Raw genomic sequence first — 15,544 nt, forward strand, 5'->3', positions numbered from 1 at the left:
GCCGTCGTGCCGGCAGCATGATCCGGTCATCTTTCCTGCGCCAATGGCAGGACAAGGAGCGTCGATGAGCAAGGCTCGCACCGCGCGCCGTCTGAAAGAGCAGGTCGCCTCGCTGGAGACGATGACGCGATTCGTGCTGGCCACGCTGGCGCTGGCGAGCGGCGTCTACACCTATCTCGGCGTGCGCAGCCTGCTCGACGGCGATGCCGTCCTCGTCTTCTTCGCGGCAATTGTCTACTCGGTCGCCGTTTCCGTCGGCATCTACGGGTTCTGGGTCTATCTGAGCCGCTTCCTGCCAGAGATGCGCGACGGCCTGTCACGACTGGCGCTGTTTGCGATCATGGCGGCCGGTTCGGTGATGATCATCGCCATGTCGTCCTGGCTCAACGCCGCGGCACTTGCCGGCTCGGCTGCCGTCGAGCAGCATCTCGCCACGACGCAGGAAGGCTACACCGCCGATCTCGACCAGGCACATTCGAACGCTTTGGGCGCACTGTCGCTGCTGCCGGACATCCAGCGCGCCGCTGAGCGCTTTGCCCGCCTTGCCGATGACGAACGCGAATCGGGCGCGCTGACCGGCACATCCGGCTCGGGCACCGTCGTGCAGCTCCTGACGCAGATGTCGGCGCAGATGGGCGAACTGGAATCGACGATCCAGGCCTCGCGCGAAACCGTCCGCACGCTGTTCGAGGAAGGGCAAGGCCATCTTGCGACGATGCGCGGGCTCGTTTCCGGCAGCGGACCGGTTCAGCCGCGCGCGGACCAGTTTGCCGAGCAGGCCGTCCAGCTCGCCGGCGTGATCTCGGCGCTGGAGCAGACCTCCATCGCTCCCTCCGTGGCGCGCGCGGCCGCGGACCTGTCGCTCGGCTTCATCGCGCCGGTGGCCGGCGGCAATACGGCCGACCTTGCCGGACGGCAGAACGCGGTGATGGACACGATCCGCACTTCGGTCGCTTCCCAGTCGGAAGCGCTGTCGGCGGCGGCCGGCGAAATCCTCAACCAGCCCAAGGTCGAGGAACGCCGCTTCGTGCCGCTCTCGTCGGCCGAGGCGGTCATTCTCTATGCCGGAAGCTTCCTGCCGAGCTGGGCTGGTGCCATCTCAATCGATCTCCTGCCGGGCGTGCTCGTCGCCATTCTGGCCGTTGCCCACGCCGTCATGCGGCGGGGCGAAGAAGAGATGGACGACGCAGAGCGCATAACGGCAGCCGACATGATGCGCTCGCTCGAAATCCAGGAGGCGATCGCCGCCCGTCGGCGCGCGCTCGCGGCGCAGGAAGACGCCAGCGACGCCAATCCCGTTGGGGTCGCGCAACACCACGATACGACCGAGCCGCCGGCAAAAGCGGAAAACGTCACCCCCTTTCGGTGGCCGAGAGGAAACGGCACGACCCATGAGCGAACATCAGGCAACGATCGGCGGCCAGCCCCGCCACAACATGTTCATGCGCTATATCGAACGCTTCGACGATGGCGAGATCGCCCGCTGGGCTTTTCGCGGGCTTCTGGCCGGTGCCATCGTCGTCATCGGTCTCGACCTGAAGGCGTTGTATGACGACCGGCTCATGCTCGACCCGACGGCTACGGGCACCACCGTCATCGTCGAACCGGTCCTGCCGCCCGCGGTGCGGCCCGGCAGCGAGGGGCAACCTACGCTGGATCCGCGCGAGAACGTGACGGCCGACGACGATGCGATGCGCCGGCCACTTCGCTTTGAGCTGCATTCCGGCGGGGTAATGTCGGCGGAGGGCTCCATCGACGTGGGCGCGGCACAGCGCTTCGCAGCCGAAATGGATGCGCGCGGCGAATATGTGAAAACGCTGACACTCAATTCGCCCGGCGGTTCGCTTGACGACGCCATGGCTATGGCGCGGCTGGTGCGTGAGCAAGGCATTGCGACCGAAGTGCCGGACGGGGCTCTGTGCGCGTCGTCCTGCCCGCTGGTGCTAGCCGGCGGCGCTGTCAGGAGCGTGGGCGAGAAGGCGGCTGTCGGGCTGCACCAGTTCTATGCGGCGACGAAGGGTACCAACGATCCCGCTCAGGCGATGTCGGACGCCCAGGCGACGGCTGCCCGTATCGCGCGCTATCTGAGCGAGATGGATGTCGATCCCGCTTTGTGGCTGCATGCGCTCGATACGCCGCCGCAGGCGCTCTACTACCTGTCCGCCGAGGAGATGACGCGCTACCGTCTCACCACCGGCGGCGCGACGCTCGCCAGCTGGTAGCTACTGAACGGCAAACGACCGGCCGTCATCGATGATCTGGTGCACACGGGCTACCCGTACGCAGTCGCGGCCTGCGCGCTTTGCTTCGTAAAGCGCGGCATCTGCCCTCATCATCAGCGCCAATGGTGCTTCGGTGGGACTCATCTGGGTAACGCCGAAACTGGCGGTGAAACGGTGTTCCGGCGGCAGTTCAGCAGGGTCGAGGCGTGTCAGCGTGCTCCTCACCCGCTCCGCGAACAGGCGCGCCGCCGCGACGTTGCTCCCCGGCAGCATGACCGCGAATTCCTCACCGCCGATACGGCCCAGTACGTGGTGATCCTCCGCGCAGGCGCGCAATGTTTCTGCGAACAGGACGATCAGCCGGTCGCCTACGGCGTGGCCATAGGTATCGTTGACCATCTTGAAGTGATCGAGATCGCACATGACAAGCGATACCGGCAGTCCCCTTGCCAGATGCCGGCGCGCGACTTCATCCAGCCGCTGCTCGAAACCGCGCCGGTTCAGCAAGCCCGAAAGCATGTCGGTTTCCGACTTGGCGGTGATGTCCTTGACGAGATCGGCGATCAGTACGCCCAGCAGCGTCAGTGCGGTTGCAACGGCGAGAATGGCGCCCACGGTCTGTGAGAACATGGCATAGGCGGTGCCGATATATTCCTGAGGGCTGGCCCCTGCACCGCCGAGCAACAGCACAACTGCCGCTTTTGAAAGAAAGTGCAGGGCGGTCAGCAACAGGAAGACTGCAAGCAGCCTGTCGACCAACCTGCGTCTGTGCGCCGAAAGCACTATATAGACACCGACGGCCTGCATGAGCGCGAATGGGGCTTGATAGGCAAGCATGCGCCATACGGAATCACGCTCCAACCCCAAAGAAAGAACGGTTGAGGTCAGCGCGATGACGAACGCGGCGGCGAGCAGCCTGGCAGGCGGCGTCATGTCATAGCGATAGGCAAGCCCGATATTGACCAACATCAGGGCGCCGATGAAGGCGATGCTACCCAGGAACACGCCAATCCGTGGGTCGGGCAGAACCGGCAGGATAACCTCGAGCGCGACATAAAGCCCGCCGGCGGCATAGCCGGCGGCAAACCACCATGCCGATCGGTAGCGGCTGTAGAGCGCGATCAGGATGAACGCCGCGCAAAACAGCCCGGCAACCGCCAGGTTGATGACAAGGATAAAGGTTGCGCCGCTCATGCCGATCTCGTTCCGCGCGACCATATTCCGTCAAGCGGGCGAAGAAGTGGTTAACGCGAGCTATGGTAGCAGGTCAACGACCGGCAGTCTCGGGGTGTGCTGTGAAGGGGCGAGCGGCGCGGCCGGAGACCGCAACGGATTGTCTACCCGAACGCGGTCGCGGCCTGCCTTCTTGGCTTCATAGAGCGCCCGGTCGGCGCGCATGAAAAGCTCGGCCACAGTTTCGCCGTCGCGCCACTCGGCAACGCCGAAACTCGCGCTGAAGCGCATGTCGCCAGGCAGGTGCGGTACGGGCAGGAGGCCGAAGCCCGCCCGCACGCCTTCGGCAAAAAGGCGCCCGCTATTGCGGTCGCTACCGCACAGCAGAACGGCAAACTCCTCGCCGCCGATGCGTCCCGCAATCTGGTTGGAACCGGTGAAATCGCGCATGCAGTTGGCAAATGTCATGATCACATAGTCGCCGGCCGCGTGGCCATAGGTGTCATTCACCGACTTGAAGTGGTCGAGGTCGCAGACGACCAGTGTAACCGCCATGCGCCTGCGTCGGCTGTTCCGAAGCGTTTCGGCAACCCCCTGTTCAAAGCCGCGCCTGTTGAGCAAGCCCGACAGGGGGTCGGTATGCGATTCCAGCCGAAGTTCCTCCATCACGTCGAGCGCAATGGCGGTGATAAGCGAAAGCGCGAAAATCAGCAGGAACAAAGAGGCGGAGAAGGTGAGCGTGATCCAGTAGAGCGACTGGTGAATGTTGTCGTAGCTTTCGTACGGCCCATCGATCCAGATGACGAGAACCGGGCGCACAAAGAAGCTGACGCCATAAACGAGCAACAGTCCGAGCAGGATGTTGTCGACGAAATTGCGTCGGGGCGCCCGACGCAACTCGGCGGCCATCGTCAGCGTGATCGCCCCGAAGGCGAAGTTGAGCGAATAGATTCGCCAGATGATGTCCGGCTGCACGAAGAGGAACCATATGAAGGCGCCAAAGCCTACCGCCGCAAACAAGGCGGTGGTGAGAACCGGGGTTTGCGTTCGAAGCGTGCCAGGCCGCCGATTGCAAAACCCACCCCGCCGGCCAAAAACAGGAAGTTCGCGGCGAGCTTGAGAGCGCCAGGCTGTACAACGTGAAGTAGTGCAGGAAAAAGCCGCCGCCGATCGCCAGAAAGGAGGCACCGAGCAGGGCGATGTAAGCCTGCCGCCGATGTTGCCATAGCAGAAAGAATGTCGCGGCAAAGATCAGCGACATGGCGGGATTCGTCAATGCGATGATGACGTTCGCGTCCAAACATCCCGCCCCGGTTTCCGTTGGGGCAGGATGCTAGCGTCGAAGAAACAACAAGCCGTTAAACGGCGGTCAGTTCCAGTCGCGAATGTCGACGAAATGGCCGGCGATCGCAGCCGCCGCAGCCATGGCCGGCGAGACCAGATGCGTGCGCCCCTTGAAGCCCTGCCGGCCCTCGAAATTGCGGTTCGAGGTCGATGCGCAGCGCTCATGTGGCTTCAGCCGATCGTCGTTCATGGCAAGGCACATCGAGCAGCCCGGCTCGCGCCAGTCGAAGCCCGCCTCGATGAAAATCCTGTGCAGCCCCTCGGCTTCGGCCTGTGCCTTCACCAGACCCGAACCCGGCACGATCATGGCGTCCACGGTCGGCGCGACCTTCTTGCCCTCGACAACCTTGGCGACGGCGCGCAGATCCTCGATACGGCCGTTGGTGCACGAGCCGATGAAGACGCGGTCGAGCGTGATGTCGGTCATCTTCGTGCCCGGCTTTAGGCCCATATAGTCGAGCGCGCGCTGCTTGGAGGTGCGCTTGGTCTCGTCTGCAATGGCGGCCGGGTCCGGAACCTGACCGGTGATCGCAACGACATCTTCCGGCGAGGAGCCCCAGGTGACGATCGGCGGCAGGTTGGCAGCGTCGAGTACGACCACCTTGTCGAAATGCGCGCCCTCGTCGGTCTTCAGCGTCTTCCAGTAGTCGAGCGCCATGTCCCAAGCCTTGCCCTTCGGCGCGCGGGGCTTGTCCTTGACGTAGGCGAATGTCGTTTCGTCCGGCGCGATCAGGCCGGCTCGCGCGCCGCCCTCGATCGACATGTTGCAGATCGTCATGCGGCCTTCCATCGACAGCGCACGGATCGCCTCGCCCGCATATTCGATCACGTAGCCGGTGCCACCGGCCGTGCCGATCTCGCCGATGATGGCGAGGATGATGTCCTTGGCGGTGACGCCTTCGGGCAACTGCCCGTCGACGCGGACCAACATGTTCTTGGCCTTCTTCTGGATCAGCGTCTGGGTGGCGAGCACATGCTCGACCTCAGACGTGCCGATGCCGTGGGCCAGCGCGCCGAACGCGCCGTGGGTCGAGGTATGGCTGTCGCCGCAGACGATGGTCATGCCCGGAAGGGTGAAACCCTGCTCCGGCCCGATGATGTGGACGATGCCCTGCCTGATATCGGCGGCGTCATAGTATTCCACGCCGAAATCGGCGGCGTTCCTGGCCAGAGCCTCGACCTGAATGCGGCTTTCCTCGTTCTTGATGCCGTTCTTGCGGTCGGGCGAGGTCGGCACGTTGTGGTCGACCACGGCGAGCGTCTTTTCCGGCTGACGAACCTTGCGACCGGCCATCCGCAGACCCTCGAAGGCCTGCGGGCTGGTCACCTCATGAACCAGATGGCGGTCGATGTAGAGCAGGCAGGTGCCGTCATCCTGCCGGTCGACGACGTGCTCGTCGAAAATCTTGTCGTAGAGTGTGCGCGGTGCGGTCATTTTGCGTCAATCCGTCGATATGGAGCCATGGAAGTTGGGGCGGCCCTTGTAGGGCCGAACTCGGAACGTATGCTCAGCCGAGGCGGGCGAGCGTCGCGCCGGTGATGCGGACGAAGAATCGTGCAGGCAGACGCTTTACGTCCTGCAGCACAAAGCCCTTGTAGGCCGGATGTCCGAAAAGTTCTTCCATGGCCAAGCTCATACCAGCGTTTGGGCGGCTCGGCAATCGGGACGGTCTAGTCGCCGGCTGGCGGTTTTTCCGCCTTTCTCGCGTTCTCGCCGACGACAGCCTTTTCCAAAGGGTGCATGACGCCGAGCACGACCACCGCAAGCACCGTTGCGAAGCCGGCGATCTGCCAGAACCCCAATCCGGCAGCCAGACCGATGGCGCCAGCCAGCCAGAGGCCCGCGCCTGTTGTCAGCCCCTTGATGCGACCGCGCGCGACAATGATGGTGCCTGCCGCAAGAAATGCGACGCCAGCGGTGACGGCCTCGATCAGACGCAGAGGATCCTGACGCGCTCCGTCATCCTCGAACTGCGAGGTATGAACAATCTCGATGCCGATGATCGTGAAGCACGCCGCGGCCATTGAGACCAGTATGTGGGTGCGAAGTCCCGCGGGATGATTGCGCCACTCGCGCTCGAAGCCGATGATCGCGCCCAGAACGGCAGCCAAAACCAGACGGGCCGCGATAACCGAGAACGGCAGCCATGTGGCGTGGCCGACGTCATCCAGTATGTCCTGCATCAAATACCCTCGTAAACGGCGCCCTCTGCACCGTCTGCCTCAACGCGGATTGATTGAGCGGGTTCCGGTTAAACGATTTCAAACACGAACGCCTTCACCTTCACCTCCGGCTCGGCCAGTACGAAGGCGCGGAAGGGCTCGCTTTCTTCAACTCTGCGCCAGCGTCCCGCATCTTCGAGCCGCCGGAACGTCGCTGAACCCGCCATCCTCCAGCAACAGGTCGCGCACGGTGAAGATCGCATGGCCGCCCGGGCGCGTGATGCGAACCAGCTCTTCGAAACTCGACGCGGGCGCATGGCCCGCCGTGAACACACCACTCGAGAGAAAGGCTGCGATATGGTCGTCGGGCCACGGCAGGGTCGTGCCTAACTCGGCCTGCCTGAGTTCGCGGTAGGCGTTGCGCTGCCCGGCCAGATCGAGCATCTCGCGCGAGTAGTCGAGGCCGACGAGATCGTCATAGCCCAGTGCTTTCAGAAAAGGCCCCGACAGGCCCGTTCCGCAGCCGGCATCCAGCAACGGGCCATCGCCGTGCGGCACGTGACGGGCCACCCAACCGGCAATCACGAAGGGCAGGCTGTATCCGAGCGCAATCGTGTCGCGGTCGTAATCTGCGGCCCAATCGGCATAGGCTCGCTCAAGCTCCCGGGGCGACTTGGCGGCATAAACGCGATCGAGCGCCTTTTCCTCGTGGCTCATTCGTGTGCTCCCTTTCTCAGTTTGCGTTCAAGTGCGCGCAAGGCCAGCGACAGGGTGACGGTCAGCAACAGATAGATATAAGCCACGATCGAGTAGGTTTCGAAGAAGCGGAACGAGCCGGCCGCATAGACCTTGCCCATCTGCGTGATGTCGGCGACGCCGAGGACGGAGACCAGCGAGGAATCCTTGACCATGGCGACGAAGTCGTTGCCGAGCGGCGGCAGGATGGTACGTAGCGCCTGTGGCATGACGATCAACCGGAAGCGCTGGAAGCGGGAAAGCCCAAGCGCCTTCGCGGCCTCGATCTGTCCCGCCTCGACCGACTGGATGCCCGCGCGGAACACTTCCGAGATGAACGCCGAATAGCCGATCGTCAGCGCGACGATGGCGCGCCACAGAAGCGAGATGTCGCGCACCAGCAGCGGCTCGATGATGCCGGCCTGCGCCAGCGGCGCCGTCGCCCAGTTCCAGCCTGCCACGAATGCCGGCACCCCGGCAAAGGCGATCCAGAACAGCAGTACCAAGATGGGTACGCCGCGGATGATCTCGACATAGAAACGGGCCGCCTGTCGCAGGACGCGCGACTCCGACAGGGCCATCAATGCGATGCCGAGGCCCAGCGCGGAGGCGAGTGCAAACCCGATGACCGTAACGAAGACGGTGATTCCGAGCCCACGCACGACGATGCTGAAGACCTGCGAATAAAGGTCGTTCGCCGCGACGAAAATGGCGATGACAATGGCTATCGCTATCGCGGCGGCGAGCCAGTAGGGAAACTCCTTCCGGCTCGCGGGCGGATGCGCTGCGCTCACTCGCCCATCTTGTATTCGAGGAACCACTTCTGGTTCAGCGCCTCGAGCGTCCCGTCCGCCTCCATAGCGGCGATGGCGGCATTAATCGGCGCCACCAGATCGGAGCCCTTCGGGAAGATGAAGCCGAAATCCTCCGAGCCGAGCGGGCCGCCAATGATCTTCAGCGCGCCGTCCGAGGCATCGACGTAACCTTGCGCGGCGACGCCGTCGGTCATCACGAGATCGACGTCACCGGCGCGCAGGGCCTGAACCGTCGCGCCAAAGGTCTCAAACAGCTTGATGCGCGGATTGGCCTCGTTGCCGTCGAGGATGTCATAGACGGCCACATAGAACGGCGTTGTGCCGGGCTGGGCGGCGATCAGCAGGTCGTCGTTTTCTCCAAACGCCTTTTCGTCGGCGAAGCGTTCCTCGTCGGTGCGCACGAGCATGCGCATCTCGGAATGCATGTAGGGGTCGGAGAAGTCGACCTTCTCCCTGCGGTCGTCGCGGATGGTGATACCGGTCATGCCCATGTCGTACTGGCCGTCGGAGACCGACTGGATCATCGCGTCCCAGCTCGTGTTCTGGTACTCGACGACGAAGTTGAGCCGCTGCGACATCTCCTTCAGTGCATCGTATTCCCAGCCGATGGCATCGCCCGTCTTGGGGTCGACGAACTGGAGCGGAGGGTAGGCGTTCTCGGTGACGATAACGACGGTGCGTCCGCCGAGGTCGGGCAGGTCCTGCGCCTGCGCGGTTGCAGCGACAAAAACCGTGGCGGCAAAGGCCGCGAAAGAGGCAAAGCGACGGATCATCGGGGTCTCCTGAGGTGATTTCGCCGCAAACCTAGACTCCCCAACCCCTGATTGCCAAGCGTGGCGGGATTCGATCCCGCCACGCCGGTTACCGGACAAGGCGTCGCCAGGCGTCAGGCGGGGCTCGGCTGGGCGCCCACATCGAGCACGTCGATATCGCCCGCATTGTCGTAGCGTTGCTGGTCGAGAATGCCCTGCCGCTTGGCGACGATGGTCGGCACCAGGGCCTGGCCGGCGACGTTCACCGCTGTCCGGCCCATGTCGAGAATCGGGTCGATGGCAAGCAGAAGGCCGACGCCGGCGAGCGGCAGGCCCAGCGTCGAGAGTGTCAGCGTCAGCATCACGGTGGCGCCGGTGAGGCCCGCGGTGGCGGCGGACCCGATGACCGACACGAACACGATCAGGATGTAATCCTCGATACCGAGCGGGAGATGGTAGAACTGGGCGACGAAGATCGCCGAGATCGCCGGATAGATCGCCGCGCAGCCATCCATCTTGGTGGTCGCGCCGAGCGGGACGGCGAAGGCTGCATATTCGCGTGGCACGCCGAGGGCCTTTTCTGTGACCGTCTCGGTCACCGGCATGGTGCCGACCGAGGAGCGCGATACGAAGGCGAGTTGGATCGCCGGCCAGGCACCGGCGAAGAAACGCGCCGGGTTGAGGCCGTGCAGAGCCAGCAGGATCGGATAGACCCCGAAGATGACGAGGGCCAGACCGATATAGATCGCCATCGCATACCAGCCGAGCTGGGCCAGCGTGTGCCAGCCATATTGCGCGACGGCGTTGCCGAGCAGGCCGATCGTGCCGATGGGCGTCAGGCGGATGACCCACCACAGCACCTTGCGCACGATCGCCAGCAGCGAGCGGTTGAACGCGAGGAACGGCTCGGCGGCCTCGCCGACGCGCAAAGCGGCCGCACCCACCGCGATCGAGATCACCAGGATCTGCAGGACGTTGAAGCCCAGTGCCGTAGTAGCACCGTCGTCCGCGAGCCTTGTCGAAGCCTGCAGGCCGAAGATGTTGGCCGGCACCAGCCCCTTGAGGAAGTCGAGCCAGGAGCCGGTAGTCGAGGGCTCCTTGGCGGCTTCTGCCAGCACCTGGGTGTTGAGACCGGGCTGGATGAACAGGCCCAGCGCGATGCCGATCAGCACCGCAATCAATGCGGTGATCGCGAACCAGAGGAGCGTCTGCCAGACAAGTGCGGCGGCGTTGGATAGCTGCCGCAGATTGCCTATTGAAGCCACGATCGCCGTAAAGATCAGCGGCGGCACGAGGGCCCGCAGAAGCTGCACGAAAATCGAGCCGACGGTGGAGAGCGTCGCGGCGAGCCAGTTGGGATCGCCGGCGGCGTCCGGTCCCATCGAGCGGGCGATGAAGCCGAGCACGAGGCCGAGCACCATGGCTGCCAGCACCTGAAAGCCGAACGAGGAATAGAACGGCCGGGGAGCGGCCGAAGCGGAAGAGGATGAACGAGACATCACGATTTGCCTTGAAAGGTTGGGCGGCAGCCAGATCCGGGGCATGGCAGCCGGAATTCGTTTCGATATACGCCTCGTTACGAGTGGCAGATAGAAATCGAATTCTCCGCACCAATCTCCAGTGGGAAAATCATTCTCGTTCGAATATCGGCCCCGTGCATATGAAAATGGCGGCCAGTGGCCGCCATCATCAAAATTCAGGAAATGTGGAGCGGGCTTACTCGGCCGCGCTGTTTTCCTTCTCGGCAGCCTCTGCGGCGGCCTTTTCAGCGGCATCGGCAGCAGCCTTCTCGGCAGCAAGCGCCTGTGCCGCGGCCACCTTCTCGGCCTCGATGCGCGCCTTTTCGGCGGCGAGCGCGTCGCGCTCCGCATCGTTCAGCTTGCGGGCGCGCACGCCGGTGTTCTCGACGATACGGGCCGACTTGCCGCGGCGATCGCGCAGGTAATAGAGCTTGGCGCGGCGGACCTTACCGCGACGCACGACTTCGACAGCCTCGACCAGCGGCGAGTAAACCGGGAACACGCGCTCCACGCCTTCGCCGTAGGAGATCTTGCGGACGGTGAAGCTTTCCTGGAAGCCGGAGCCGGAACGGGCGATGCAGACGCCCTCATAGGCCTGCACGCGGGTACGCGTACCTTCTGTGACGCGCACCTGTACGCGAACGGTGTCGCCGGGCTGGAATTCGGGGAGCTTGCGCTTTTCCTCGATCTTGGCGGCCTGCTCGGCCTCGAGCTGACGGATGATGTCCATTGGAATGATTCCTTAGTTCTTGTGAACCGTCAGAGCGCTCGTCTCACCGGCAGTCCGTACCGCCTCGGAAAGTGCCCATCCATCGAGAAGGGAACAGGAGCGAATTCACGTGTTCTGGTTAAATTCCCGGCCATCGGCCGTTTCGTGGGCGCACATACACCACATCCAAGGCTGAATCAACTGGCAGAGCGGTCGTCCTTCACCCGTCCGATCCGGCCCAGATGTGTATCCTGAAAGCCACTTTCGCGCTTCAGGCCGTAGCCGAGCGCCCGGTCGATCGCGATGTGAGCGGCAAGGATGATCGCGATCTGCGCGAGGAGCGGCGCGCCCGCGGCCAGTGCAATCAGCCAGAGCGCTGCAGGGGAGAGCCAAGTGTGCACTGCATTGTAGCACCAGGCACCCACCCTGGGTCCGCCGAGATAGCCGGCCATCGAAAGATCCGGAACCAGGATCAGCGCGGCGAACAACCACCAGCTCCCGCCCGAAATATGGAAGGCGACGAGCGCCGCAAACGCCAGCGCGGCATGTTCGAGGCGGAGGAACAGGGTCACTTCTTCGACCCCTTTTCCGTTTGACGGGCAACGAAAAGATCCGGCCGCCGCTCGGCCGTCAGCCGCTCGGCTTCCCGCGGCGCCAGTCGGCGATCCGTCCGTGATTGCCGGAGGTCAAAATCTCGGGAATTGAGCGGCCCTCGAAGTCCTGCGGCCGGGTGTAGTGCGGATGCTCGAGTAGCCCGCTTTCAAAGCTTTCCTCGGCCCCTGAAGCATCGTTGCCCATGACGCCTGGAAGCAGGCGCACCACCGCGTCGAGCAGCACGAGGGCAGCCGGCTCGCCGCCCGACAGAATGTAGTCGCCGATGGACATCTCCTCCAGGCCCCGCGCGTCGATCACCCGCTGGTCCACACCCTCGAAGCGACCGCAGACGATCACCGCGCCGGGGCCTGCCGCCAGCGCGCGAACGCGTGCCTGGGTCAGCGGCTTTCCGCGCGGGCTCATCAGCAGTTTGGGGCGGGGGTCGCCATCGGGCGCGGCATGATCGACGGCTTTCGCCAGAATGTCGGCCCGCAACACCATGCCGGCGCCGCCGCCCGCCGGCGTGTCGTCCACGGTGCGGTGACGGTCGGTGGCGAAGTCGCGGATATGGACCGCTTCCAGCGACCAGTCGCCGCGCTCCAGCGCACGGCCTGCCAGCGACTGGCCCAGCGCGCCGGGAAACATCTCCGGATAGAGCGTCAGTACCGTGGCCGAAAAGCTCATTCGCCGTCATCCTCGTCGACCAGCCCCGCGCTGGCGCTGTCGATGCGGATGAAGCCGTCGCGCACGGAGATTTCGGGGATCGCGGCGAGCGTGAAGGGGATCATCACGGTTCGCCTGCCGGCAAGGGCGACCTCGACGATGTCGCCGCCGCCGAAATTCTGGATCGCTGCGACCTTGCCGATCGATGAGCCGGTTTCGTCGCGCACGGCAAGGCCGATCAGGTCGGCGTGATAGAATTCATCGTCATCGAGATCGTCGGGCAGGGCGGAACGGTCGATGAAAAGTTCGGTGCCGGTCACGGCTTCCGCGGCCTCGCGGCTGGCAATCTCCTTGAAGCGGACAACGACGACGATCTTTGCCGGTCGGATCGCCGCGACGGTGAAGATCCTTCCATCCGCCGCGCGCGCAGCGGGCCGTAATCGCCCAGCGCCAACGGGTCGCCGGTGAAGGTCTTGACCCGCACCTCGCCCTTCACGCCGTGCGGCGCGCCGATCACCGCCATCTGGACGGATTTTTCATCCTGTGTCATCGCCCGTCTCTAATGGTGCGGCCGACGCAATTCAATCCGGAGCAAGCAGGGGCGGCGTTTGCCTTCCCGTCTTCTTTGAAAGCGGCGGGCGGTATTCACGCGCTGCTAACCACGATGCGGCAGGATGGTCTTCATGGAAGAATTCCTTGTCTCCGCGCGTCCCGACCTGCAGAAGGCGCGGCAGGACTGGCTTGCGTCGCTTGCCGCTGAGCGGCGGCTTTCGGCCTTGACGGTCGATGCCTATGAGCGCGATACGCGTCAGCTCCTGCAATTCCTGACCGGTCATTGCGGTGGTGCGCCCGGGATTGCCGACATCGCCGAGCTGAAACCCTTCGACCTGCGCGCTTTCCTGGCGTATCGCCGCAACGGTGGCGCGGGGGCGCGCTCACTGGGCCGGGGGCTGGCGGGCATCCGCTCCTTCCTGCGTTTCCTCGAAAGGCGCGGGCTGGCGAATGCCGCCGGCGCGGCCGCCATGCGGGCGCCGAAGCAACCGAAATCTTTGCCCAAGCCGCTGACGGCGGTCGACGCCAAGCGGGTGGTTTCAGCCGGCGAGCAACTGGCGGAGGAGCCGTGGATCGCCGCGCGCAACGCGGCGGTGCTGACCCTGCTCTATGGTTGTGGACTGCGCATCTCCGAAGCGCTCGGACTGCCGGGCGAAGCCCTTGCCGACAGCGCGGAGACGGTGCTGCGCGTCACCGGCAAGGGCGGCAAGACTCGGCTCGTGCCGGTGCTGCCGGTGGCGCACAGGGCCATTGCCGAATACAGGCGGCTATGCCCCTATCATCTCGGGGCGGACGCGCCGCTGTTTCGCGGCGCACGCGGCGGCGCGCTGCAGCCGGCGATCATCCAGCGCGAGATGCAGAAGCTGCGCTCTGCGCTGAACCTGCCGGACACGGCGACGCCACACGCACTGCGCCATTCGTTTGCGACGCATCTGCTTGCGCGCGGCGGCGACCTGCGCACCATCCAGGAGCTGCTCGGCCACGCCAGTCTGTCGACGACGCAGATCTATACCGGGGTCGACACGGCGCGGTTGCTCGACATCTACGATTCGGCCCATCCCCGGGCGTAGAGGTTGCGCGATTTTTGAGGTGCGAGCGGAGCGAGCCTCGACGGACGCACGCCAGCAATTTTTCCGATTGGCTTAACGGTTTGGCCGCACTTGTCTGCAAGATTCCGGCCATGAAACCCGCTACTGCCATAACCGAGCGCGCTGCCGATCTGTCGCTGAGACTGATCGCGGCGTTCAACCTTCTTTTCCTGATCGCATTCTTCGCGACACTGCTGTTCGCTGCCACGCAGGCGAATGCGCGAGATGACGCTACGGCATGCACCGGCCGCGACCTGATCGCAGCGATGAAGCAGGATGATCCGGCAAAACTCGAGCAGATACGGGCGGAAGCGGCCGGCGTGGCGAACGGCGATGCGGTGTTGTGGCGGATCGAGAAGGATGGCGTCGAGCCCTCCTATCTGTTCGGTACGATGCACATGTCGGACCCGCGGGTGGTTCGGTTGAGCGACGATGCGGAGGCCGCACTCGAGGCCTCCAGGACCGTGGTTATCGAAACCACCGAAATTCTCGATCAGTCGAAGATGATGGCAGCGATGGCCGCACAGCCGGAACTGATGATGTTCACCGACGACACGACGCTGTTCTCGCTGCTGTCGGAGGAGGACAGAGCGGCGGCGGAAGCCGCGCTCAACCAGCGGGGGATACCACCGGCCAGCGTGCAGAAGATGAAGCCGTGGATGATCGCCTCGATGGTGGCGCTGCCGGCATGCGAGCTGGCGCGAAAGGCATCCGGCGCGAAAGTGCTCGACATCGAGCTCGCCGAGCGCGCGCAGGCCGACGGCAAGGCGCTGGAGGGACTTGAGACGATCGTCGACCAGCTCGGCGCAATGGCCTCACTGCCGATGGAATTCCACATGCGCGGGCTGGTGGATACGCTGGCGCTGGGCGACCGGATCGACGACGTCATCGAAACGATGATCGTGCTCTATCTTGACGGCGAGACCGGCATGTTCTGGCCGTTCTTCCGGGCGGTGCTGCCTTCGGACGAACAGTCCGCCGCCGGGTTCGCGGCATTCGAGGAGGCCATGATCACCGCCCGCAACGACACGATGGCCGCACGCGCCGCGCCGTTCATCGATGCCGGCGGCGCGTTCATCGCCGTGGGCGCGCTGCACCTGCCCGGCGACGAGGGCCTCGTCTCGCTCCTGCGCGAGGCCGGCTACACGGTCAGCGCGGTGCAGTGATCACGGCAATCGTGATTTGGCGGCAACCGGGTCGCCTTGCTAGCCTGT

At 64.4% G+C, this 15,544-nt stretch carries 13 protein-coding genes and 3 pseudogenes; 4 read left to right on the forward strand and 12 right to left on the reverse strand.

All coding sequences use genetic code 11. The annotated features are described in order from the left end of the window. The first annotated feature begins 64 nt into the window (after positions 1 to 64). Positions 65 to 1,552: a hypothetical protein gene (locus HK436_RS08255; protein WP_244648608.1), complete on the forward strand. Its 1,488-nt coding sequence runs from the start codon at positions 65 to 67 to the stop codon at positions 1,550 to 1,552. Then, positions 1,443 to 2,222 (forward strand): COG3904 family protein, encoded by a 780-nt coding sequence (locus HK436_RS08260; protein ID WP_244648610.1) that lies wholly within the window; start codon positions 1,443 to 1,445, stop codon positions 2,220 to 2,222. Before HK436_RS08255 ends, HK436_RS08260 begins: the two co-directional genes overlap by 110 nt. On the opposite strand, the gene HK436_RS08265 is transcribed toward HK436_RS08260, so the two are convergent. The 12 genes and pseudogenes from HK436_RS08265 to rimM all read right to left on the reverse strand — a co-directional run bounded on the left by HK436_RS08265 (position 2,223) and on the right by rimM (position 13,240). Further along, positions 2,223 to 3,416, reverse strand: a complete 1,194-nt coding sequence (locus tag HK436_RS08265) for a GGDEF domain-containing protein (RefSeq protein WP_173188749.1) — start codon at positions 3,414 to 3,416, stop codon at positions 2,223 to 2,225. Positions 3,417 to 3,476: 60 nt separating this feature from the next. After that, positions 3,477 to 4,415: a GGDEF domain-containing protein gene (locus HK436_RS08270; RefSeq protein WP_173188751.1), complete on the reverse strand. Its 939-nt coding sequence runs from the start codon at positions 4,413 to 4,415 to the stop codon at positions 3,477 to 3,479. A gap of 349 nt (positions 4,416 to 4,764) precedes the next feature. Further along, positions 4,765 to 6,174 (reverse strand): 3-isopropylmalate dehydratase large subunit, encoded by a 1,410-nt coding sequence (gene leuC, locus HK436_RS08275; protein WP_173188753.1) that lies wholly within the window; start codon positions 6,172 to 6,174, stop codon positions 4,765 to 4,767. A 236-nt stretch (positions 6,175 to 6,410) separates the two neighbouring features. Continuing rightward, positions 6,411 to 6,923 carry an MgtC/SapB family protein gene (locus tag HK436_RS08280; protein ID WP_173188755.1) on the reverse strand — a complete coding sequence of 171 codons (513 nt, stop codon included), beginning with the start codon at positions 6,921 to 6,923 and terminating at the stop codon, positions 6,411 to 6,413. 68 nt (positions 6,924 to 6,991) lie between these two features. Continuing rightward, a pseudogene (locus HK436_RS08285) lies at positions 6,992 to 7,619 on the reverse strand (class I SAM-dependent DNA methyltransferase). Continuing rightward, positions 7,616 to 8,431 (reverse strand): amino acid ABC transporter permease, encoded by an 816-nt coding sequence (locus HK436_RS08290; RefSeq protein WP_173188757.1) that lies wholly within the window; start codon positions 8,429 to 8,431, stop codon positions 7,616 to 7,618. The pseudogene HK436_RS08285 and the gene HK436_RS08290 overlap by 4 nt, the downstream one beginning before the upstream one ends. Then, complete coding sequence (locus tag HK436_RS08295; RefSeq protein ID WP_173188759.1) at positions 8,428 to 9,225, reverse strand: transporter substrate-binding domain-containing protein; 798 nt, start codon at positions 9,223 to 9,225, stop codon at positions 8,428 to 8,430. Before HK436_RS08295 ends, HK436_RS08290 begins: the two co-directional genes overlap by 4 nt. A 113-nt stretch (positions 9,226 to 9,338) precedes the next feature. Then, positions 9,339 to 10,703, reverse strand: coding sequence for a dicarboxylate/amino acid:cation symporter (locus HK436_RS08300; RefSeq protein ID WP_173188761.1), 1,365 nt, complete (start codon positions 10,701 to 10,703; stop codon positions 9,339 to 9,341). Positions 10,704 to 10,920: 217 nt separating this feature from the next. Then, positions 10,921 to 11,454, reverse strand: coding sequence for a 50S ribosomal protein L19 (rplS, locus tag HK436_RS08305; RefSeq protein WP_173188763.1), 534 nt, complete (start codon positions 11,452 to 11,454; stop codon positions 10,921 to 10,923). Between the two features lie 176 nt (positions 11,455 to 11,630). Then, positions 11,631 to 12,005, reverse strand: coding sequence for a DUF4260 family protein (locus tag HK436_RS08310; RefSeq protein ID WP_173188766.1), 375 nt, complete (start codon positions 12,003 to 12,005; stop codon positions 11,631 to 11,633). Further along, positions 12,002 to 12,711: pseudogene (gene trmD, locus HK436_RS08315) on the reverse strand (tRNA (guanosine(37)-N1)-methyltransferase TrmD). The gene HK436_RS08310 and the pseudogene trmD overlap by 4 nt, the downstream one beginning before the upstream one ends. Next, positions 12,708 to 13,240, reverse strand: a pseudogene (gene rimM, locus HK436_RS08320) (ribosome maturation factor RimM). The pseudogenes trmD and rimM overlap by 4 nt, the downstream one beginning before the upstream one ends. A gap of 133 nt (positions 13,241 to 13,373) precedes the next feature. Here rimM and HK436_RS08325 point away from each other — a divergent pair. Both HK436_RS08325 and HK436_RS08330 read left to right on the forward strand, forming a co-directional pair. Then, on the forward strand, positions 13,374 to 14,312 hold the full coding sequence (locus HK436_RS08325) for a tyrosine recombinase XerC (RefSeq protein ID WP_173188768.1): 939 nt from the start codon (positions 13,374 to 13,376) through the stop codon (positions 14,310 to 14,312). Positions 14,313 to 14,422: 110 nt separating this feature from the next. Continuing rightward, a complete protein-coding gene (locus HK436_RS08330; RefSeq protein WP_173188770.1) occupies positions 14,423 to 15,496 on the forward strand; it encodes a TraB/GumN family protein in 1,074 nt (357 codons plus the stop codon). Positions 15,497 to 15,544 lie beyond the last annotated feature (48 nt).

The organism is Neoaquamicrobium sediminum, from assembly GCF_013240295.1.
GTDB lineage: Bacteria > Pseudomonadota > Alphaproteobacteria > Rhizobiales > Rhizobiaceae > Aerobium > Aerobium sediminum.